The sequence below is a fragment of the Pseudomonas sp. DCB_AW genome, from assembly GCF_026240895.1.
In the GTDB taxonomy this organism is placed as follows: Bacteria; Pseudomonadota; Gammaproteobacteria; order Pseudomonadales; family Pseudomonadaceae; genus Aquipseudomonas; species Aquipseudomonas kermanshahensis.
On sequence record NZ_JAPFCE010000049.1, the window covers coordinates 17,131 to 38,083 of the forward strand.

General features: G+C 63.2%; 15 protein-coding genes. 13 read left to right on the forward strand and 2 right to left on the reverse strand.

Going from position 1 to position 20,953, the window contains the following annotated elements; all coding sequences use genetic code 11:
* Positions 1 to 319 precede the first annotated feature (319 nt).
* Complete coding sequence (gene putA / locus OO306_RS21125; protein ID WP_265969824.1) at positions 320 to 4,273, reverse strand: trifunctional transcriptional regulator/proline dehydrogenase/L-glutamate gamma-semialdehyde dehydrogenase; 3,954 nt, start codon at positions 4,271 to 4,273, stop codon at positions 320 to 322.
* A gap of 356 nt (positions 4,274 to 4,629) precedes the next feature.
* Here putA and putP point away from each other — a divergent pair, with 356 nt between their 5' ends.
* From putP to OO306_RS21170, 9 genes are all read left to right on the forward strand, one after another.
* Positions 4,630 to 6,108: a sodium/proline symporter PutP gene (putP, locus tag OO306_RS21130; RefSeq protein ID WP_099430603.1), complete on the forward strand. Its 1,479-nt coding sequence runs from the start codon at positions 4,630 to 4,632 to the stop codon at positions 6,106 to 6,108.
* A 106-nt stretch (positions 6,109 to 6,214) separates the two neighbouring features.
* Positions 6,215 to 7,051: a 23S rRNA (adenine(2030)-N(6))-methyltransferase RlmJ gene (locus OO306_RS21135; protein ID WP_265969825.1), complete on the forward strand. Its 837-nt coding sequence runs from the start codon at positions 6,215 to 6,217 to the stop codon at positions 7,049 to 7,051.
* 236 nt (positions 7,052 to 7,287) lie between these two features.
* Complete coding sequence (locus tag OO306_RS21140; protein WP_027592485.1) at positions 7,288 to 9,045, forward strand: carbamoyltransferase; 1,758 nt, start codon at positions 7,288 to 7,290, stop codon at positions 9,043 to 9,045.
* Positions 9,029 to 10,159 carry a glycosyltransferase gene (locus OO306_RS21145; RefSeq protein ID WP_265969826.1) on the forward strand — a complete coding sequence of 377 codons (1,131 nt, stop codon included), beginning with the start codon at positions 9,029 to 9,031 and terminating at the stop codon, positions 10,157 to 10,159. The genes OO306_RS21140 and OO306_RS21145 overlap by 17 nt, the downstream gene beginning before the upstream one ends.
* A complete protein-coding gene (locus OO306_RS21150) occupies positions 10,159 to 11,055 on the forward strand; it encodes an antimicrobial resistance protein Mig-14 (protein ID WP_265969827.1) in 897 nt (298 codons plus the stop codon). Before OO306_RS21145 ends, OO306_RS21150 begins: the two co-directional genes overlap by 1 nt.
* Positions 11,052 to 12,455 carry a PIG-L deacetylase family protein gene (locus OO306_RS21155; protein ID WP_265969831.1) on the forward strand — a complete coding sequence of 468 codons (1,404 nt, stop codon included), beginning with the start codon at positions 11,052 to 11,054 and terminating at the stop codon, positions 12,453 to 12,455. The genes OO306_RS21150 and OO306_RS21155 overlap by 4 nt, the downstream gene beginning before the upstream one ends.
* Before the next feature lie 48 nt (positions 12,456 to 12,503).
* Positions 12,504 to 13,460 carry a glycosyltransferase gene (locus tag OO306_RS21160; RefSeq protein WP_099455514.1) on the forward strand — a complete coding sequence of 319 codons (957 nt, stop codon included), beginning with the start codon at positions 12,504 to 12,506 and terminating at the stop codon, positions 13,458 to 13,460.
* Positions 13,461 to 13,524: 64 nt separating this feature from the next.
* Positions 13,525 to 14,298 (forward strand): glycosyltransferase family 2 protein, encoded by a 774-nt coding sequence (locus OO306_RS21165; protein WP_099455513.1) that lies wholly within the window; start codon positions 13,525 to 13,527, stop codon positions 14,296 to 14,298.
* Between the two features lie 45 nt (positions 14,299 to 14,343).
* The gene (locus tag OO306_RS21170) at positions 14,344 to 15,435 is read left to right on the forward strand and encodes a glycosyltransferase (protein WP_265969828.1); all 1,092 of its coding nucleotides are present in this window, start codon (positions 14,344 to 14,346) and stop codon (positions 15,433 to 15,435) included.
* Positions 15,436 to 15,438: 3 nt separating this feature from the next.
* Here OO306_RS21170 and OO306_RS21175 read toward each other — a convergent pair whose 3' ends face one another.
* A complete protein-coding gene (locus tag OO306_RS21175) occupies positions 15,439 to 16,044 on the reverse strand; it encodes a hypothetical protein (protein WP_027592492.1) in 606 nt (201 codons plus the stop codon).
* A 100-nt stretch (positions 16,045 to 16,144) separates the two neighbouring features.
* On the opposite strand from OO306_RS21175, the gene OO306_RS21180 reads away from it, so the two are divergent.
* The 4 genes from OO306_RS21180 to OO306_RS21195 all read left to right on the forward strand — a co-directional run bounded on the left by OO306_RS21180 (position 16,145) and on the right by OO306_RS21195 (position 20,893).
* The gene (locus OO306_RS21180) at positions 16,145 to 17,320 is read left to right on the forward strand and encodes an O-antigen ligase (protein ID WP_265969829.1); all 1,176 of its coding nucleotides are present in this window, start codon (positions 16,145 to 16,147) and stop codon (positions 17,318 to 17,320) included.
* Between the two features lie 15 nt (positions 17,321 to 17,335).
* The gene (gene msbA / locus OO306_RS21185; RefSeq protein ID WP_027592494.1) at positions 17,336 to 19,144 is read left to right on the forward strand and encodes a lipid A export permease/ATP-binding protein MsbA; all 1,809 of its coding nucleotides are present in this window, start codon (positions 17,336 to 17,338) and stop codon (positions 19,142 to 19,144) included.
* Between the two features lie 130 nt (positions 19,145 to 19,274).
* Positions 19,275 to 20,696 (forward strand): bifunctional D-glycero-beta-D-manno-heptose-7-phosphate kinase/D-glycero-beta-D-manno-heptose 1-phosphate adenylyltransferase HldE, encoded by a 1,422-nt coding sequence (gene hldE, locus OO306_RS21190; RefSeq protein WP_027592495.1) that lies wholly within the window; start codon positions 19,275 to 19,277, stop codon positions 20,694 to 20,696.
* Complete coding sequence (locus tag OO306_RS21195; protein WP_099430598.1) at positions 20,696 to 20,893, forward strand: hypothetical protein; 198 nt, start codon at positions 20,696 to 20,698, stop codon at positions 20,891 to 20,893. The genes hldE and OO306_RS21195 overlap by 1 nt, the downstream gene beginning before the upstream one ends.
* Positions 20,894 to 20,953: the final 60 nt, after the last annotated feature.

Genomic DNA, 20,953 nt, shown 5'->3' on the forward strand with positions numbered 1-20,953 from the left:
TCCTCTTACAGCGCCTATGAAACCGAGCGCCGCCCGCGCGGCGCATCGCGAGCTGCGCTCGCTCCTACGTTTGTTTCGGGCCAGGCATGCCTGTGCCAGAGACGCGCGGCCGCCTGGTTTGTACGACGCGATATCGTGTCATGCATCAGAGCGTTCGCGCACAAATCGCGCAGGAATAATTGGCCCGAAACAAACGTAGGAGCGAGCGCAGCTCGCGATGCGCCGCGCGGGCGGCGCTCGATCTCATAGGCGCCAAACATCTCAAGACATGCGCCCATAAAAAAGGAGAGCCGAAGCTCTCCTTTTTTATCAAAAGCCATCAACCAATGGTCATCAGGCTCGCATTACCCCCCGCAGCAGCAGTATTCACACTCACCGCCCGCTCGATTACCAAGCGCTCCAGCGCAATCTGGTGGTCGCCGCTGGACAGCCCGTGCACACCGACGATCGCCCCGGCACGCTTGGCCACTTGCTGGCACACGCTACGCAGCTGGTCCGAATCGCCATGGTGGATCACGGCGTCGAACGCCACTTCATCCTTGTTCCAATCCGCTACCAGCTTGACCTTGGCCTGCAGCTCTTTCGGCAGGCGGGCGCGCAGGGCTTTGCCCGGTTCGCCGTCAGCCCATACCGCCGAGCTGCCAACCGCCAAGACGGCAGCAAACTGCGCCAGCAGGTCGGCTTCGTTGTCCGCCAGGCACAGCACGTGCTCGCGCGGCAGGATGGTGTAGCTGTTGCGCTCGCCGGTCGGGCCTGGCAGCAGGCGGGCGATGCCGCTCTGCGACTGGCCGGCAAACTGGGTGCACAGCGCAGCCAGGTCGGCCTGCTGGTTGCTCTCGGCCCAGGCCTTGAGGCTGTGCAGCGGCTTGATCAGCTGCTCGTGCAGGGTGCGGTCAGGCTTGCCTTCGCCATCCTGCTGCTGGAAGTGACGGCCAATGGCGTCGGCCGGGCGGGTCGACAGCAAGCGGTACAGGTACAGCGGGCCGCCGGCTTTCGGGCCGGTACCGGACAGGCCTTCACCACCGAACGGCTGCACGCCGACCACTGCGCCAACGATGTTGCGGTTGACGTACATGTTGCCGGCGTTGGCGTTCTCCACCACTTTGGCGATGGTCTCGTCGATGCGGGTGTGCACGCCGAGGGTCAGGCCGTAACCGGAGTTGTTGATCTGCTCGATCAGTTGGTCGAGGTTGCGGCGGTTGTAGCGCACCACGTGCAGCACTGGGCCGAAGATCTCGCGCTTGAGTTCGTCGAAGCTGTCCAGCTCGATCAGGGTTGGCATGACGAAGGTGCCGCGTTTGACCTCGGCCGCATCGGCGATGGCAACCTGGTAGACCGAGCGGCCTTTTTCACGCATGCCCTGGATGTGCTTCTCGATGCCGGCCTTGGCTTCGGCGTCGATCACCGGGCCGATGTCCACGGCCAGGCGGTCCGGGTTGCCCAGGCGGCTTTCGGCCATGGCACCCTTGAGCATCTCGATCACACGGTCGGCGGAGTCTTCCTGCAGGCACAGCACGCGCAGTGCCGAGCAGCGCTGGCCGGCGCTGTCGAAGGCCGAGGACACCACATCGATCACCACCTGCTCGGTCAGGGCCGAGGAGTCGACGATCATCGCGTTCTGGCCGCCGGTTTCGGCGATCAGCGGGATCGGGCGGCCCTGGTTGTCCAGGCGGCCGGCGACGTTGCGTTGCAGCAGGCGGGCCACTTCGGTGGAACCGGTGAACATCACGCCTTTGACGCGCTCGTCACCGACCAGGCCGGCACCGACAGTCTCGCCGCGGCCTGGCAGCAGTTGCAGGACGCCTTCCGGAATGCCGGCTTCCAGCAGCAGGCGCACGGCCTGGGCGGCAATCAGCGGGGTTTGCTCGGCGGGCTTGGCCAGTACTGGGTTGCCCGCGGCGAGTGCAGCGGCGACCTGGCCGCTGAAGATTGCCAACGGGAAGTTCCACGGGCTGATGCACACCACTGGGCCCAATGGGCGGTGGGCGTCGTTGCTGAAGTCGTTGCGGGCTTGCACCGCGTAGTAGCGCAGGAAGTCCACGGCCTCGCGCACTTCGGCGATGGCGTTGGCGAAGGTTTTACCCGCCTCGCGGATGAGCAGGCCCATCAGCGGCTGGATCTCGGCTTCCATCAGGTCGGCGGTGCGCTCAAGGATCGCAGCGCGCTCGGCGGGTGGGGTGGCCTGCCAGATCGGTGCGGCGTTGAGGGCGCACTGGATGGCGTTGTCGACGTCGGCAACCGTGGCTTCCTGGACGTGGCCGACCACATCGCGGTGGTCCGCTGGGTTCAGCACCGGCACAGCAGCCGATTCGCTGGCGGCGCAGGCCAGCAGCGGGGTGGCTTTCCAGTCGTTGTGGGCAGTGGCCAGCATGGCGCAGGACAGCGACGCCAGGCGGTGTTCGTTGGCCATGTCGATACCGGCCGAGTTGGCCCGCTCAGTGCCGTACAGGTCACGCGGCAACGGGATGCGCGGGTGTGGCAGGCCGATGCCGCCTTCCTGGGTGGCCATGCGCTCGATGCTGGCGACCGGGTCGGCAACCAGTTCCTGGATGGAGATCGAGTGGTCGGCGATGCGGTTGACGAACGAGGTGTTGGCACCGTTTTCCAGCAGGCGACGAACCAGGTACGCAAGCAGGGTCTCGTGGGTGCCGACCGGGGCATAGACGCGGCACGGACGGTTCAGCTTGCCTTCGGAAATCTTGCCGACCACTTGCTCGTACAGCGGCTCACCCATGCCGTGCAGGCACTGGAACTCGTACTGGCCGGGGTAATAGTTCTGGCCGGCGATGTGGTAGATGGCCGACAGGGTGTGGGCGTTGTGGGTGGCGAACTGCGGGTAGATGGCTTCGGGCACGGCCAGCAGTTTGCGTGCGCAGGCAACGTAGGACACATCGGTGTACACCTTGCGGGTGTAGACCGGGTAGCCTTCCAGGCCTTCGACCTGGGCGCGCTTGATTTCGCTGTCCCAGTAGGCGCCTTTCACCAGGCGGATCATCAGGCGATGGCGGCTGCGCTTGGCCAGGTCGATGACATAGTCGATCACATACGGGCAGCGCTTTTGGTAGGCCTGGATGACGAAGCCAATACCGTTCCAGCCTGCCAGCGAGGGTTCGAAGCACAGGCGCTCGAGCAGGTCGAGCGACAGCTCCAGGCGGTCGGCTTCTTCGGCGTCGATGTTCAGGCCGATATCGTATTGCTTGGCCAGCAGGGTCAGCGACAGCAGGCGCGGGTACAGCTCTTCCATCACGCGCTCATACTGGGCGCGGCTGTAGCGCGGGTGCAGGGCCGACAGCTTGATCGAGATGCCCGGGCCTTCATAGATGCCGCGGCCATGCGAGGCTTTGCCGATCGAGTGGATCGCTTGCTCGTAGGATGCCAGGTACTTCTGTGCGTCGTGCTCGGTCAGTGCGGCTTCGCCAAGCATGTCGTAGGAATAACGGAAGCCCTTGGCCTCGAAACGGCTGGCGTTGGCCAGGGCTTCGGCGATGGTTTCACCGGTGACGAACTGCTCGCCCATCAGGCGCATGGCCATGTCGACGCCCTTGCGGATCATCGGCTCGCCGCTTTTGCCGATGATACGGGTGAGCGACGAGGTGAGGCCGGATTCGTTATGGGTGGACACCAGCTTGCCGGTCAGCAGCAGGCCCCAGGTGGCGGCGTTGACGAACAGCGATGGGCTGTTGCCCAGGTGCGGCTGCCAGTTGCCGGTGCTGATCTTGTCGCGGATCAGCGCATCGCGGGTGCCCTTGTCTGGGATGCGCAGCAAGGCTTCTGCCAGGCACATCAGTGCCACGCCTTCCTGGGACGACAGCGAGAACTCTTGCAGCAGGCCCTGGACGATGCCTGCGCGGCCGCCAGCGCTCTTCTGGTTGCGCAGTTTTTCGGCGATGCCGGCCGCCAGTTTGTTGGTGGCCTCTGCCAGTGGCGCGCTCAGGCGAGCCTGCTCCAGCAGCATCGGAATGACTTCCTGCTCGGGGCGGCGGTAAGCGGCGGTGATGGCCGAGCGCAGTACCGATTGCGGCAGGATGCTCTCGGCGAATTCGAGGAAGCATTGGTGAGCATGGTCCGGCTGGACTTCGCCAGCATCGTCGACCAGGTTGCTGGCATGACCGTTGAGTTCGGTCAGGGTGGCACCACCCTCGAGCTTCTCCAGGTAATTGAAGATCGCTTGCTTGATCAACCAATGCGGCGTGCGGTCGATGGACTGCGCAGCTGCTTTGAGTCGCTCACGGGTAGGGTCATCGAGTTTGACCCCAAGGGTGGTCGTCGCCATTTCTTATCCTCATTATTGCCACGGCTGTGGCCTAAGCTGACGCCAAGAGTAGCTGTAGGGCAATTCAGGTGCAACCAGGTGCAACCCGATTTTTTTACGGAAAAGGTGCAACTCGTCCGGCGAACATTCCTACACTTAATTAAAGGTTGTTTCTGGGGCGATTTAGTCTGAAAAATCCCGTTTTTGCTCCAAAAAGGAGCAAGAACGAGGCTTTAACTGAAAATGCACGAGTAGGTGCAACTTGAAACGGAAAAAGGGTTGCACCCTGTTTGCGATGTTGCATAGCATTCGCCACCTGGGTGCAACCGCCACGTTGTGGTTGTGCATGAAATAACAACAAACGCCAGGGCACACGCATGGGCAATCCACTAACGATCACCTTTGTGATCTATATCGCTGCGATGGTACTGATCGGCTTCGCCGCGTATCGCGCCACCAATAACCTTTCCGACTACATCCTGGGCGGTCGAAGCCTGGGCAGCGTGGTCACTGCGCTCTCTGCCGGTGCGTCCGACATGAGCGGCTGGCTGTTGATGGGCCTGCCGGGCGCCATCTACTTCTCCGGCCTGTCCGAAGCCTGGATCGCCATCGGCCTGACCGTCGGCGCCTACCTGAACTGGCTGTTCGTTGCGGGTCGGCTGCGGGTGCAGACCGAGCACAACGGCGATGCCTTGACGCTGCCGGACTACTTCTCCAGCCGCTTCGAAGACCAGAGCGGCCTGCTGCGGATCATCTCGGCCATCGTCATCCTGGTGTTCTTCACCATTTATTGCGCGTCGGGCATCGTCGCCGGTGCGCGTCTGTTCGAAAGCACCTTCGGCATGCCGTACGAGACGGCCCTGTGGGCTGGCGCTGCCGCCACCATCGCCTACACCTTCGTCGGTGGCTTCCTGGCGGTGAGCTGGACCGACACCGTGCAGGCTTCGCTGATGATTTTCGCGCTGATCCTCACCCCGGTGATCGTGCTGATCTCGACCGGTGGCTTCGACACCACCTTCCTGGCCATCGAAGCGCAGAACCCGGCCAACTTCGACATGTTCAAAGGTGCCACCTTCATCGGCATCATCTCGCTGATGGGTTGGGGCCTGGGCTACTTCGGCCAGCCGCACATCCTGGCGCGCTTCATGGCCGCTGACTCGGTCAAGTCGATCGCCAAGGCTCGTCGCATTTCCATGACGTGGATGATCCTGTGCCTGGCTGGTACCTGTGCCGTGGGCTTCTTCGGCATCGCCTACTTCTCGGCCAACCCGGACCTTGCAGGCCCGGTCACCGAGAACCACGAGCGTGTGTTCATCGAGCTGGCGAAGATCCTGTTCAACCCATGGATCGCGGGCGTGTTGCTGTCGGCCATCCTGGCGGCGGTGATGAGCACCTTGAGCTGCCAGCTGCTGGTGTGCTCCAGTGCCCTGACCGAAGACTTCTACAAAGCCTTCCTGCGCAAGGGTGCTTCGCAGCGTGAACTGGTGTGGGTCGGCCGCCTGATGGTGCTGGCGGTTGCCCTGATTGCCATCGCCATGGCAGCCAACCCGGAAAACCGCGTGTTGGGCCTGGTGGCCTACGCCTGGGCGGGCTTCGGTGCGGCCTTTGGTCCGGTGGTGCTGATCTCGGTACTGTGGAAAGGCATGACCCGTAACGGCGCCCTTGCCGGTATCGTGGTGGGTGCGTTGACCGTGATCCTGTGGAAGCAATTCGACACCCTTGGGCTGTACGAAATCATCCCAGGCTTCCTCTTCGCCAGCATCGCCATCGTCGTGGTGAGCAAGCTGGGTAGCCCGTCGACGGCGATGGTTCAGCGCTTCGAAACGGCTGATGCGGCGTATCACGCTGACAAGTAATACCCGTTGAACAGGCGGCGCCCGCGAAGCAGGCGCCGCCGATCGACAGCCAGGCCTGACTCCGCCTGCAAGGCAAGGTAAACTTGCCACCCCCGCAGGAGTTGCCATGAACTATCGTCACGCCTTCCACGCCGGCAACCACGCCGACGTCCTCAAGCACATCGTGCTGACCCGCCTCATCGCCCTGATGTCGCGCAAGGAGCAGCCGTTCGCCTATATCGATACCCACGCAGGCCTTGGCCTGTATGACTTGCAGGGCGACCAGGCGACCCGCACCGGTGAATACCTCGAAGGCGTTGCCCGGTTGTGGAACCGCGACGACCTGCCGGCCATGGCAGGCGATTACCTGCGCATCATCAAGCGCCTCAATGCCGATGGCGAGTTGCGTTACTACCCAGGTTCGCCAGAGCTGGCCCGCCGCCTGATGCGTCAGCAAGACCGCGCCCTGCTCAACGAGAAGCACCCCGAAGACGGGCCGCTGCTCAAAGAGAACATGAAGAAAGACCCACGCGTCTTCGTTCACCTGGGCGAGGGCTGGCATGTGCCGCGCGCCCTGCTGCCGGTGCAGGAAAAGCGCGCGATCATGCTGATCGACCCGCCGTTCGAGCAGGCCGATGAGCTCAAACGCTGCACCACTTCGATGAAAGAGGCGATCGGCCGCATGCGCCAAACCGTCGCGGCCATCTGGTACCCGATCAAGGACCAGCGCTCGCTGACCCGCTTCTATCAGGACCTCACCAGCACTGGCGCGCCCAAGTTGCTGCGCGTGGAGTTGTATGTGCACCATCAGGACAGCCCGCAGGGGCTCAACGGCTCTGGCCTGGTCATTGCCAACCCACCGTGGGGGCTGGAGGACGAGCTGAAGGAGCTGCTGCCCTGGCTCGCCAAAGAGCTGGCGCAGACGGCGGGTAGCTACCGGATGGACTGGCTGATCGCCGAGTAAGCAGATTCTGTGCGGCCCTGTGGGAGCGGCCTTGCGTCGCGAAAGGGCCGCACAGCGGCCCCGGTAATCGTGTAGGAATGCCGAAATCGGGGGCTGCTGCGCAGCCCTTTCGCGACGCAAGGCCGCTCCCACATCTACCGCGCAGTCGGTGACGTTTGCGTTATAATCTCGCCCTTTAGCCGCCATCCGCCCACGAGGCCGCTGGCGCATCTCTACCGAAAGAAGAGGCTAATCCCTTGGCATTGACGATTCTTGGCCTGTCCGGCGCCCTTAGCCATGACCCTTCCGCGGCCCTGTACATTGACGGCAAGCTGATTGCCGCCGCCGAAGAAGAGCGCTTCGTGCGTGACAAGCATGCGAAGAACCGCATGCCCTACGAGTCGGCGAAGTTCTGCCTGGAGCAGGCAGGCATCAAGCCATCCGACGTCGACGTGGTAGCCATTCCGTTCGCCCCGATCAGCCTGTTCGGCAAGGCCCGCTGGCACTATGCCAAGCGCTACTGGTATGCCCCGGACCGCGCCCTCGACGCGATCCTGATGGGCAACCGTCGCTACAAGCGCTACCGCAAGAAGATCGTCTGGTGCCTGGAGCAACTGGGCTTCGACCCGAAAAAGGTCAAGATCGAACCGGTCGAGCACCACCTGGCTCACGCCTCCAGCGCCTACCACTGCTCGGGTTTCAAGGAAAAGACCGCGATCCTGGGTATTGACGGTAAGGGCGAGTACGCCACGACCTTCTTCGGCTATGGCGAAAACGGCAAGATCCACAAGATCAAGGAATTCTTCGACCCGGACTCCCTGGGCGGCCTGTATGGCGCGATCACCGAGTTCCTCGGTTTCGAAATGCTCGACGGCGAGTTCAAGGTCATGGGCATGGCGCCGTACGGCGACGCCAGCAAATATGACTTCTCGCGCCTGGCCAGCTTCGAGAACGGCGAACTGGTGATCAACACCGAATACGCCAACGTCATCGGCCTGCGCCGCTATAAAGAGAAGGGCAAGGGCTTCTACTTCTCGCCGAAGCTGATCGAGTGGCTGGGCCCTAAGCGCGAAGGCGACATCGCCGACGAGCCGTACATCCACTACGCCGCCAGCATGCAGGCGCTGTTCGAGAAGCTGGCCCTGCAGATGATCGACCATTACCTGGGCGATACCTTGAAGCAGACCGGCAAGCTGGCCTTCGCCGGCGGCTGCGCGCTGAACGTCAAGCTCAACCAGAAGATCATTGCTCGCCCGGATGTGAAGGAGCTGTTCGTTCAGCCTGCTTCCGGTGATGCCGGTACTGCGGTGGGTGCCGCGGCCTATGTGTCCCATGCCCGCGGCGTGCCGGTCGAGAAGATGGAGCACGTCTACCTCGGCCCGTCGTACTCCAACGAGGACGTGATCGCCGCCTGTGCCCGTCACCCGGACCAGCCGAAGTGGCGCAAGCTCGACAATATGCCCGAGCAGATCGCCAAGATCATGGTCGACGGCAACCCGGTGGCCTGGTTCCAGGGCCGCATGGAATTCGGCCCGCGGGCCCTGGGTGGTCGTTCGATCATCGGCTGCCCGAGCGTAGAAGGCGTGGCTGACCGCATCAACCACCAGATCAAGTTCCGCGAGCGCTGGAGACCTTTCTGCCCGTCGATGCTCGACACCGTCGCCCCGCAGATGATCAAGGTCGATCACCCGGCGCCGTTCATGACCTTCACCTTCGAAGTGGCTGAAGAGTGGAAAACCCGCGTACCGGAGGTGGTCCACGAGGACGGCACTTCGCGTGCCCAGGTGCTCAAGCGCGAATACAACCCGCGTTACTACGACATGATGAAGGCGCTGGAAAACCTGACCGGCAACGGCGTGTCGCTGAACACTTCGCTGAACCGTCGGGGTGAACCGATGATCTGCTCGCCGACCGATGCCCTGAACATGTTCTTCGGCTCGGACCTGCAGTACCTGATCATGGAAGACATCCTGGTAGTGAAGGACGGCGCGGCCGCGTATGACCAGCCGCTCTGAACCGCGCATCCTGCAGTTCTGCCATGGCTATGACGGGCCGTTTCTGGACTGTGCCCGTCAGTACGCCAGCCTGTTTCAGGGGCGTGGCTACCAGGTCACCACGGTGTTTCTCACCGGCGCCGCCGACCCGCAGGTCGCGGCCGGCTGCGCGTCGGACGAGGTGCTGTTCCTGGAGTTCAGCTCCAAGGCCGTGCGTGGGCTGAAGCTTGGCGCCATCCGTGCTTTGCGGCGGATTGCGGCTGAGCGCCATTTCAGTTTCTGCATCGCCCACCGGTTCAAGCCGATCTATATCGCCTTGTTGGGCACTGGCCTGCCGGTGATCGGTGTGCACCACGCCTTTGGCGACTATCAGCGCAAAGGGCGGCGGCTGTTTGCCAACCTGTTCAGCAAGCGCCTGAGCCTGCTCGGCGTTTCCGATGCGGTGCGGGACGACATGCGCCGCTGCCTGCCCGCATGGCCGGCTGAACGTATCCAGACCCTGTACAACCGTATCGACATCGAGGCCCTGCAGGCTGCATTGGTGCCTCGGGATGCAGCGCGCGAGGCACTTGGCCTCGACCCTCAGGCGTGGATCGTCGGCAACGTCGGCCGCCTGCACCCGGACAAAGACCAGGCCACGCTGTTGCGCGGTTTTGCCCAAGCGCTGCCGGGGCTGCCTGCTGGCGCGCGCCTGGCGATACTGGGCAAAGGCCGCCTGGAAGCCGAGCTCAAGGCACTGGCTGCCGAGCTGGGTATCGCCGCGCAAGTGGACTTCCTCGGCCAGGTGCCGGATGCCCGCCGTTATTTCACCGCGTTCGATGTGTTCGCCTTGAGTTCGGACCACGAGCCGTTCGGCATGGTCCTGCTTGAAGCCATGGTGGCGGGCGTACCGGTGCTGGCCACGGCCTGCGGCGGTGCCCGCGAAGTGGTCGAAGGTGTGGGTGTGCTGTTCCCGCTCGGTGACGCTGGGCAGCTGGCCCAAGGCCTGAAGCACATGGCCACGCTGGATGAGCAGCAGCGCGAAGCGTGCGCCGAGCACATGCTGCAACGCCTGAACCAGCGCTTTTCTGACCCGGCGGTGCGCGAGGCCTTCTGGCAGTTGCCGCAGGTGCGTGCCCTGGTGGCGCAGGCGTGATGCTCAATCATATCCAAGCCTTCCGCGAACGCGGCTGGCAAGTCATCGACGCCAACGCGTATGCCGAAGCCTGGGCACGATTTGGCGGCAGCGTGGCCACGCACCCGCTGGTGGTCGAGCAGTTGGCCGAGCTGGCGCAAATTCCCGTGCGCTACTTGGGTTGGCTGCAAGGCGGCGAGCTGAAGGCAGCGATCCCGACGTGGGGGCGCCACCTGGCGCTGTCCAAGGACGTGCTCAAGCGTGCGGGCAAGAAAGGCCTGTTCGACCTCGGCAACGCCGAGATCATCCTGCCGGCCGCCGCCGATGCTGGCGCGCCACTGCGCCATGCCGCGCGTTACCTGTCCGAGCTGAACCTGGGCCGCTTCACCGGGCTCAAGGCGCAGACCGAGCAGTTGGCCATGGCCCGTGCCCACGAGGACCTGTCGAAGAAGTTTCGCTACAACCAGCGCCGCGAGTTGCGTTTGCTGGAAGAGGCGGGCGGGGTGGTGCGGCCGATCAGTGACTTTGACGCCGGCCAGATTGCCGCCATGTACCGTGACCTGTTCCAGCGTCGTTGGGGCTTCCCGGCCACCGGTGCCGAGCGCATTGACGAGGTGCTCGAGCGTTTGCGCGAGTTGTTGATCGGTTCGGTGCTGCTGCTCGACGACAAGCCCATCGCGATTCAGTTGGTGTATCGCGTCGAGGCGCCCGAGTGGATCAGCGTCGAGTACGTCAATGGCGGTGTCGACCCGGAAACCAAGGCGTTCAGCCCCGGTAGCGTGCTGAGCTTCCTGAATACCCAGGCGGCCTGGGAAGACGCCCGGGCGCGTAACAAAAACCTGCGGTTCTCGTTCGGTCGCGCCGACCGCGAGTACAAGGACCGCTGGTGCAACCCCGTGCCGGTGTTCCAGGCGTGAGCCGCAAGCAGCAGTTGCTCAAGCGCCACCGGCGCAACAAGCGCCTGGGCCTGCTTGCAGGGCTGCTCGCGCTGATCGGGCTGGGTGTATTCACCTGGTGGTGGCTGCCGCTGTTGTTGCTGCCGCTGGTGTGGGCCGCCCACGAGGCCTGGTTCGCGGACCACCTGTTCTACGCGCCCACCGAGGACTATGCCTACAACTTCGGTGAGCAGGCCCGCGCAGCCTCGGCCAGCCTGCAAAACGGCCTGTTGAAGGCCGACGCAGCGCTGCAAGGCGACGAAACCCTGGTCCTGGAGCTGCGGGTAAAGAGCACCTGGTTGGGGCGGTTTCTCGACCCGCGGGTGGAGCTGTTGGCGGATGAGCTGACGGATCGGCAGGCGTTCGAGCGCGGTGTCGACGGGGTTCGCTTCCTCAACCTGACCGGCCTGGCCGCGCCGCTCCAGGCCGGTACGCTGCGTATGCGTGGCCGCCATTGCCGGCTGCAGGGCGAACCGCGCCTGTGGATAACCCCCAGCGTCGAGTTGCAGCGCCGTCGCGTGATGGTCATTGCGCCCCATGCCGATGACGCTGAGCTGGCAGCTTATGGCCTGTACAGCCAAGCCGACGAAACCTGGGTGGTCACCCTGACTGCCGGCGAAATCGAAGCCGAGCACTATCAACAGATGGGCTTGGGCAAAGCCGAGGCGGCGCGCCTCAAAGGCCGTTTGCGTGCCTGGGACAGCATTGCCGTGCCGCGCTGGGCGGGCGTGCCGGAATCGCGCTGTGTGCAGTTGGGCTACTTCTGCCTGCAACTGCCGGCCATGCAGGCCGCGCCGGATGTGCCGGCCGCTTCACGCGAAGCCGACATGGCCGATATCCGCACGTTCCGCCAGTTCAACCCCTTCGCGCTGCCCGCCGACAGTGATGGTGCGCCGACCTGGCACAACCTGCTGGCTGACCTGCGCGCGTTGCTGGCCATGGCCAAGCCCGAAGTGCTAGTCATGCCGCACCCGCAACTCGACCCGCACCCCGACCATATCTGTGCCCAGGCGGCCGTGCTGGAAGCCTTGCAGGGCCTGGAGTGGCAGCCGCAAACGCTGCTGTGCTATGCCAACCACCTGCATGACAACGACCGCTGGCCAATGGGTGACAGCGGCGACGGTGTGGCCTTGCCGCCGCAACTGAGTGCCGACCAGCCGTGGGCGCCGTGCGCGCTGGTGCTGGGCCTGCCGACCCAACACGACAAGGCCATGGCCCTGGGCATGATGCACGACCTGCAGCCCCCGGCGCCGTTCAAGCGCCGCCTGCGCCGCCTGTTGCAACGCTGGCTGGCCGGGCGCCGGCCGTCGCCCTATGGCGAGAACGAATTCTTCCGCAAGGCCGTGCGCCGACATGAACTGTTCTGGCGGCGTGAGCTGTAGGCGCGCCCCCTGGTTGACCGCGATGGCGCTGAGCGCCCAAGGAACGCAATGAAAGTCTTATTTCTGGTGCAGAAGGAACAGCGGGCGATCCTCGACCGCCTGTACGATGGCGTCGCGGCCAACTGCGAATGTGACCTGCGCTGGCTGACCAGTGAAGACCAACGTAACCTGCGCCGCTACTTCAAGCGTGAAGTGCAGGTGGAGCGTTATGACCGCATCGTGTTCTTCCTGCGCTTCAAGCAGGAGATCCGCCAGGTGGCGTTCATCCAGACGGTGCCTAACCTGGTCATCCTCGAGCACGACGCTTACCAGAACTACATCCCCTGCAAGTACACCGGCAAGTTCAGCGCGCATTACCGCAAGCTGCCGTGGGCGCGGGTGATCAGTTCGGGCTACATGGTCAGTGAGCGCCTGCGCCAGGAAGGCTTCGACGCGGTATTCGTGCCCAAGGGCTACGATGAGCGGCTGCTGACCGATCAAGGGCGTGAGCGCGACATCGAACTGGCGTTCGTGGGCAGCACCAACAGCGTTGCCTACAGTGGGCGCAAGGCGCTGCTGGACGAGTTGGGGCGGGTCGAGAACCTGGTAGTGACCCGCACCAAGTCGGGCGAGGACTACTGCAACACGCTCAACCGTATTCGTTTCTTCGTCAGTGCCGACGTCGGCATGGGCGAGTACATGATCAAGAACTTCGAAGCCATGGCCTGTGGCTGTGTGTTGCTGGCGTTCGACCAGGGCGAGGAAGAAAACCGCGCCCTGGGCCTGCAAGACATGCACAACGTGGTGTTCTACGACAGCATTCCGACCCTCCAGGAAAAGCTTGGCCGTTTGCGGGCCGACCCTGCGCTGGCACAGCGGATTGCAGAAAATGGCCGCCATCTGGCGGTTTCCCGTTTCAGTTTCGGTGAAGTTGGACGTAGCATCGTCGACCACATGCGCCCTGCGCTCAGGCCTCATCCGCCGTTGTCTGCCTGGCAGCGGCTACGCCTGAAGCTGGGTATTTAAAAAGAGCTTTCGTGCCTACGGAGCGGGCGCTGGAAGTCGATTGTCGCAATGCGGAGGGAGTCCGGTGCGCTTTTCAAATGAGAGTGACGTCACGCTGGTCGTGACAAGTTGTGGGCGGTTCGATCTGCTCAAAGATACCCTTGAGAGTTTCGATCGCTACAACACCGCGCCCATTCGCGAAGTCTTCATCACCGAAGATTCAGGTGACGAGGCCGTGCATGGGGCAGTGCCGGAGCACTGGAAACCGCACTGCACGGTGTTCGTCAACCGGCCAAAACTGGGCCAGCTGCCGTCGATCGACCTGGCTTATAGCCACGTCAAGACGCCCTACATCTTCCACTGCGAGGATGACTGGCATTTCTATCGGCAGGGCTTTGTCGAAGATTCCCGGGCCATCCTGGAGGTCAGCCCCAACCTGTTGCAGGTCTGGCTGCGCAGCCATGCCCACGACCTGGCTGTGCACAGCCCCTACATCCACCTGGGCGATCGCCAGGTGATCGCGGGCGTGCCGTGCTATCCATTGCTGTCCGAGAAGGCCGACTGGCAAGCGTTTTCGCTCAACCCCGGCCTGCGTCGACTGAGCGATTATCAGCGCTGTGCGCCATTTGCCGCCTATGCTGGAGAAAAGGCGCTTTCCCGTCGCTATTCAGAGTTAAATCTGACAGCGGTCACCTTGGAGGGTGATGCAGTATTGCACACAGGATTTGGTAATCACGTGACCTTGCCGGTAGAAGTAGAGCGCAAGGCCAAACGTCGTCAACGTGATCGAGTAAAGCTGGCATTGACGCTGGTGGCGGGTGCCGTAATCGGCATGGGTATCACCATTTTTGTTCAATGAAGTCGCAGTCCCACCTGACTTGAGCGGGAGAGGGGCGCTAACCCCATGAACATCGTCAATATGATGTGGGCAGGCGGTTCGCCGTACATGTCCATCCACAAGGTTCATCGACAGGTGCTGTCTCATGCGGGCCCCGATGCCAGGATCAGCAACTGGCTGCTATTAGGCAGCGGGCTTTGCTGTGGGCTCGGTTCGACCCGGGAGTGGCACATGCCACCGCGTGCGCTCAAGGGCCGGCACCTGTGGCGCCTGCTGCGCCCGTGGCTGCGCATGCGGCTGCGCAAGGCGCTGGCCGAGGCTCAGGCCGAAATCGTGCTGCTCGATGGTGTCGGCGTCGCCCGGCTGGTGCTGCCGCTGTTGCAGCAGATTCCCAACGTACGCGCCAAGGTGCTGTTCCATGGCAAGACACGGCTGACGGCAAGCGACATCCGCTTGTTGCGCACGCTGCCCGCCGAGCGCCTGAGCATTGCGGCGGTTTCCCATACGCTTGCCGAAGCCCTTGAACGTGATCTCGGCAGGCCCGTACAGACCCTGCGCATGGCGCTGGACCCACGGGCGTTCGTCGAGCCGCTGTTGAGCCGCGAGCAGGCCCGGCAAGCGCTGGCGTTGCAGCCCGGCAATGGGCAGGTGTTGGGTGCAGTGGGGCGGCTGGTCGAAAGCAAAGGCTTTGAGATGCTGATCGAGGCGTTTGCCAAGGCCGCTATCCACAAGCCTGATCTGCAACTCGCAATCATCGGTGAAGGCCCCTTGCATGCCGTGCTGCAAGCGCGCATCGACGCGTTGGGCCTGGCCGGGCGTGTGCACCTGTGCGGTCACCGTGAAGACCTGCAGCAGCTCTACCGCGCGTTTGACTGGCTACTGGTGCCTTCGCGGTCAGAAGGCTTGGGGTTGGTCGTGCAAGAGGCGGTGATGGCCGATGTGCCGGTGGTCTGCAGCGACCTGTTGGTCTTCCGTGAGCAGTTGCTGGACACCGGTGGCTACCTGCCAATTGCTGACCAATCAGCCTGGGCCGCGGCGATAGAGCGCTGCAGCGTGCCCGGCGCCACAGCGCTGGCTGCCCGGCAACGCCAGGCATTGGCGCCGGAGCAGGCCTGGCAGGCTTTCCAGAACGGGTCGCAAAGCCTGCTGCGCGGTTGAGTGTCAGCGGGCCAGCAGGGCGGCCTCGAAGTCGGCGAGGGGGAACCGGTCACCCAGGTTCTCCCGCTGAATGTAGTTCACCATGTGCTGCACGTTGCGCCGAATCATGCGTGCAGACAGCGGCGGGCGCAGGAAGCGCATGTCGGCCACGTCGATCAGGCCCAGGCGTTGGTCGGGGGTGACCACGACATTGCCCAGGTGCAACGAGCGGAAGTAGACACCGCTGCGGTGCAGTTGGCGGATCAACTCGATCAACCGCGGCAGGTAAGTGTCCCAGCTGAAGTCAGCGTCGCGCGACATTTGCAGCAGCGTGCGCCCAGGCAGCGGGCGGTACAGCACCGCCGTTCTGCCGGGCAGGTCAAGCTTGTGCTGGCTGATCACCTCGAGGGTAGGAATGCCCAATTGCGCCAGGCGCGCGGCGTTGTCGACGAAGCGCTGGGAATAGGGGCGCAGCAGCGCAGATGAAATCAGTCGCTTGCGACGAAAAACCTTGAGGAAATTACCATTCTCGAGCAGGTAGACTTTGGCGCCATGGCTGTCTGCCTCTAGCACCTGTGCGCCTAGTGTCAGCTGATCGAATTCGACCTGGGTGAGCCGGGAGCATTGCATGAATAGGGCCTTGTCGTCTGGCGAGCAAAATGACCGGCAATAATGCCGAAAATAATGCGGTAGCACCATGGATGGTGTCTTTGATTCATCGGGGGAAAGGATGTTGTATGAAAAAAACTGGGCGCGCGCCTGGTTAGGATTGGGTCTGGTCTGGTTCTTGGCGGCGATTGCGCTGGCGCCCAGCAATAAGCTGTACCAGCAAGGGCTGGTGCTGTTCTTGTGGTTGCCGACGTTGCTGTTGGCGTGGTCTGCCCGGCAGGTGCTGGCTGAGGCTTGCCGACGCCAGCCGGCGTTGTGGGCGAGCGTGCTGCTGTTGCTGGCGTGGAGCGGGATCAGTTTGGCCTGGTCGCCGTCAGAGGAACCCGGGCGCGAAATCAAGCGGCTGATTTATATCCTGGTGTTTCTGATGGCATTCCCGCTGTTGGCGCAGCGTGGTCAGCGGCGAATTCGCCACTTGCTGGCGTTTGGCAGCGGCTTGCTGGGCCTCGCCGCGCTGATCTCGATCATCAACTTCTATGGGGTGCAGGGCAACCCGCTGCCGGTACGGCTGGGGGGGATCGGCGAGATTTCGCACCCGATCCTGGGCGCTTATGTGATTGGCGCTGCCGCGCTGCTGCTGCTTTACCAACCGCCGCGTCATCGCGGCCTGCAGTTGGCCTGGCTGGTGGCGCTGGCCTGCCTGGGGGCCTTCGCGGTGCTTAGTCAGAGCCGTGGCGCGGTGCTGGCCCTGGTCATCACTGTGGTGCTGGCGCCGCTGTGGTTCCGCGACCGCCACAGCCGGCTGTTCGCCATCCTCGCCATGATCGCCACCGCTGCGGCCTTCTACACCCTGTTCAGCCTGATCGCCGAGCGCGGCTCATCGTACCGCCCGGAGATTTTCCATGCGGTGCTGAACATGATCGCCGCCCACCCTTGGACTGGGCTGGGGCTGGGCGCGGCGTACGATGTGAACGCCGTTGGCCTGCACTTCGACCATACCCACAACATGTTCACCCACGTTGCCGTGGAAATGGGCCTGCCCGGCATGCTGCTGTGGGTGGCCGTGTGGCTGTACACCCTGGCTGAAATTGTCCGGGCACGCGGCACGCTGTTCGGCAAGATCCTGCTGTGCTTCTGGGTTTACTCGACCCTGGCCATGCAGTTCGATGCCGCCAGCCTCACTGGTACGCCGCGTGCAGAGTGGTTCATCAGCTGGCTGCCGGTCGGCCTGGCCATGATGTTGCCTTGGGGGCGTGCCGAAAATGACGCCTGTGGTAAAATTTCCGGTTCAACCTGAACAGCGAGCTCGATGATGGCCGAAACACCGCGAACCGCGGAGCATACCTCCAGCCTGAAGATCTACTTCCGGCTGCTGAGCTACGTGAAACCCTATGCCGGCATTTTCCTGCTGAGCATCGTCGGTTTCGTGATCTTCGCCTCGACCCAGCCGATGCTGGCCGGGATCCTCAAGTATTTCGTCGATGGCCTGAGCAATCCGCAAGCGGTGTTGTTCCCTACCGTGCCTTACCTGCGCGACCTGCAGCTGCTGCAGGCGGTGCCGCTGCTGATCATCCTGATCGCGGCCTGGCAGGGGTTGGGCTCGTTTCTGGGCAACTACTTCCTGGCCAAGGTTTCCCTGTGCCTGGTGCATGACCTGCGTGTGGAGTTGTTCAACAAGTTGCTGGTGTTGCCCAACCGCTACTTCGACAACCACAACTCGGGGCACCTGATCTCGCGCATCACCTTCAACGTGACCATGGTCACCGGCGCTGCGACCGACGCGATCAAGGTCGTGATCCGCGAAGGCTTGACGGTGGTCTTCCTGTTCGCCTACCTGCTGTGGATGAACTGGCACTTGACCCTGGTGATGGTTGCCATCCTGCCGGTGATTGCGGTGATGGTCAGCGTTGCCAGCAAGAAATTCCGCAAGCAGAGCAAGAAGATCCAGGTGGCCATGGGCGACGTGACCCACGTCGCGTCCGAGACCATCCAGGGCTATCGCGTGGTGCGCAGCTTCGGCGGCGAGGCTTACGAACAGCAGCGTTTTGGCCGCGCGAGCCAAAGCAATACCGACAAGCAACTGCGCATGACCAAGACCGGCTCGCTGTACACGCCGATGCTGCAGTTGGTTATCTACACCGCCATGGCGGCCTTGATGTTCCTGGTGCTGTACCTCCGTGGTGACTCGACCGCCGGTGACCTGGTGGCCTACATCACCGCGGCTGGCCTGCTGCCGAAACCGATCCGCCAGCTGTCCGAAGTCAGCTCGACCATCCAGAAGGGCCTCGCCGGTGCAGAAAGCATCTTCGAACAGCTCGACGAAGAGCCCGAGGTAGACACGGGCACCCTTGAGAAGGCGCAGGTAGAAGGCCGTCTGGAAGTGCGTAACCTCAGCTTCACCTACCCCGGCACCGACCGTGAGGTGCTGAGCGATATCAGCTTTGTCGCTGAACCGGGGCAGATGATTGCCTTGGTAGGCCGCTCCGGCAGCGGCAAGTCGACCCTGGCGGCGTTGATTCCGCGCTTCTATCACCACGACAAAGGGCAGATTCTGCTCGATGGCGAGGAGATCGAGAACTATCGCCTGCGCAATTTGCGTCGCCATGTGTCCCAGGTCACCCAGCACGTCACCTTGTTCAATGACACGGTCGCCAACAACATCGCCTACGGCGACCTGGCCGGTGCACCGCGCGAGGACATCGAGGCGGCGGCTGCCGATGCCTATGCCAAGGAGTTCGTCGACAAGCTGCCGAAAGGCTTCGATACCGAGGTTGGCGAGAACGGCGTGTTGCTGTCCGGCGGCCAGCGCCAGCGCCTGGCGATTGCCCGCGCGTTGCTCAAGGACGCGCCACTGCTGATCCTCGACGAGGCGACGTCGGCGCTGGATACCGAGTCCGAGCGGCATATCCAGGCCGCACTGGATCACGTGATGGAAGGGCGGACCACCTTGGTCATCGCCCACCGCCTGTCGACCATCGAGAAGGCCGACCTGATTCTGGTCATGGACCAGGGCCGCTTAGTAGAGCGCGGTACCCATGCCGAGTTGCTTCAGGCGAATGGCCATTATGCCCGCCTGCATGCGATGGGCCTGGATGAGCCGGCCAAGGCCGATATCACCTGAACCTCGTTGATCGGGGCCTTGCCGGCCCCGATTGTCACCGGAATTTTCATGGGCCCGATCTGGCCATAAAGCCGTCGCTTACCCTGTGCTAATATCCTGCCCCTGTTCATTATTTTCATATGGGTTGCCCATGAAGTTGTCCATGCCGCGTTTCGATCAAGCCCCGGTACTGGTGGTCGGCGATGTCATGCTCGACCGCTACTGGCATGGCGGTACTTCGCGTATCTCGCCTGAAGCGCCAGTCCCGGTGGTCAAGGTCGATCAGATCGAGGATCGCCCCGGCGGCGCGGCCAACGTTGCCTTGAACATCGCCGCCCTGGGCGCACCGGCGTCGCTGATCGGTGTCACCGGCCAGGACGAGGCCGCCGACAGCCTGGCCAACAGCCTGCAAGCTGCAGGCGTGCGCTCGGTGTTCCAACGCATCGCGCACCAGCCGACCATCGTCAAGTTGCGGGTCATGAGCCGCCACCAGCAGCTGCTGCGTATCGACTTCGAAGAACCGTTCGCCACCGACCCGCTGTCGTTGGGCGCGGAGGTCGACAGCCTGCTCGATGGCGTCAAGGTGCTGGTGTTGTCCGACTACGGCAAAGGTGCGTTGAAAAACCACCAGAGCCTGATCCAGGCCGCACGCGCCAAGGGTATTCCGGTGTTGGCCGACCCCAAGGGCAAGGATTTTTCCATCTACCGCGGTGCCAGCCTGATTACCCCGAACCTCAGCGAGTTCGAAGCCATCGTCGGCCGTTGCGCCGATGAGGCGGAGCTGGTCGCCAAGGGCCTGCAGCTGCTGCTGGACCTCGACCTGGGCGCCTTGCTGGTCACCCGTGGCGAGCATGGCATGACCCTGCTGCGTACCGGCCAACCTGCATTGCACTTGCCGGCCCGGGCGCGTGAAGTGTTCGATGTGACCGGTGCCGGCGATACCGTGATCTCTACCCTGGCGGCAGCCATCGCGGCCGGTGAAGAACTGCCACACGCGGTTGCCTTGGCCAATCTGGCTGCGGGCATCGTGGTGGGCAAACTGGGCACGGCGGCAATCAGCGCGCCTGAGCTGCGCCGGGCGATCCAGCGCGAAGAAGGTTCCGAGCGCGGTGTGCTGGGCCTGGAGCAACTGTTGCTGGCGATCGATGATGCGCGTGCGCACAACGAGAAAATCGTCTTCACCAACGGTTGCTTCGATATTCTGCATGCCGGCCACGTCACCTACCTGGAGCAGGCACGGGCCCAGGGCGATCGGCTGATCGTCGCGGTCAACGACGATGCGTCGGTCAGCCGCCTGAAGGGGCCTGGCCGCCCGATCAACAGCGTCGACCGCCGCATGGCGGTACTGGCGGGGCTGGGCGCGGTAGATTGGGTGATCAGCTTCCCGGAAGGTACGCCGGAAAACCTGCTGAGCCAGGTGAAGCCGGATGTGCTGGTCAAAGGCGGCGACTATGGTATCGACCAGGTGGTCGGCGCCGACATCGTCAAGGCCTATGGCGGGACCGTGAAAGTGCTCGGGCTGGTTGAAAACAGCTCGACCACGGCGATTGTCGAGAAGATCCGCAAGCATTGATGTGCCTGCGCACTGCGCGGTCGTTGTACCTGCGCACTGCGCGTTTGTTGTACCCGTACAACGCGCGGTCGTTGTACCTGCGCACTGCGCGTTTGTTGTACCCGTACAACGCGCGGTCCTTGTACCTGCGCAATGCGCGTTTGTTGTACCTGCACAATGCGCGGTCGTTGTACCTGTGCAATGCGTGGTCATTGTAGGAGCAGCCTTGTGCTGCGAAGAGGCCGGTGAAAGCACCATAGATTGAGGGTGATTTCACC

Excerpts from the sequence above, each read along its gene's own strand:
- putA (WP_265969824.1), bottom strand. The coding sequence starts at position 4,273 with ATGGCGACGACCACCCTTGGGGTCAAACTCGATGACCCTACCCGTGAG.
- putP (WP_099430603.1), top strand. The coding sequence starts at position 4,630 with ATGGGCAATCCACTAACGATCACCTTTGTGATCTATATCGCTGCGATG.
- OO306_RS21135 (WP_265969825.1), top strand. The coding sequence starts at position 6,215 with ATGAACTATCGTCACGCCTTCCACGCCGGCAACCACGCCGACGTCCTC.
- OO306_RS21145 (WP_265969826.1), top strand. The coding sequence starts at position 9,029 with ATGACCAGCCGCTCTGAACCGCGCATCCTGCAGTTCTGCCATGGCTAT.
- OO306_RS21150 (WP_265969827.1), top strand. The coding sequence starts at position 10,159 with ATGCTCAATCATATCCAAGCCTTCCGCGAACGCGGCTGGCAAGTCATC.
- OO306_RS21160 (WP_099455514.1), top strand. The coding sequence starts at position 12,504 with ATGAAAGTCTTATTTCTGGTGCAGAAGGAACAGCGGGCGATCCTCGAC.
- OO306_RS21170 (WP_265969828.1), top strand. The coding sequence starts at position 14,344 with ATGAACATCGTCAATATGATGTGGGCAGGCGGTTCGCCGTACATGTCC.
- OO306_RS21175 (WP_027592492.1), bottom strand. The coding sequence starts at position 16,044 with ATGCAATGCTCCCGGCTCACCCAGGTCGAATTCGATCAGCTGACACTA.
- OO306_RS21180 (WP_265969829.1), top strand. The coding sequence starts at position 16,145 with ATGTTGTATGAAAAAAACTGGGCGCGCGCCTGGTTAGGATTGGGTCTG.
- msbA (WP_027592494.1), top strand. The coding sequence starts at position 17,336 with ATGGCCGAAACACCGCGAACCGCGGAGCATACCTCCAGCCTGAAGATC.
- hldE (WP_027592495.1), top strand. The coding sequence starts at position 19,275 with ATGAAGTTGTCCATGCCGCGTTTCGATCAAGCCCCGGTACTGGTGGTC.
- OO306_RS21195 (WP_099430598.1), top strand. The coding sequence starts at position 20,696 with ATGTGCCTGCGCACTGCGCGGTCGTTGTACCTGCGCACTGCGCGTTTG.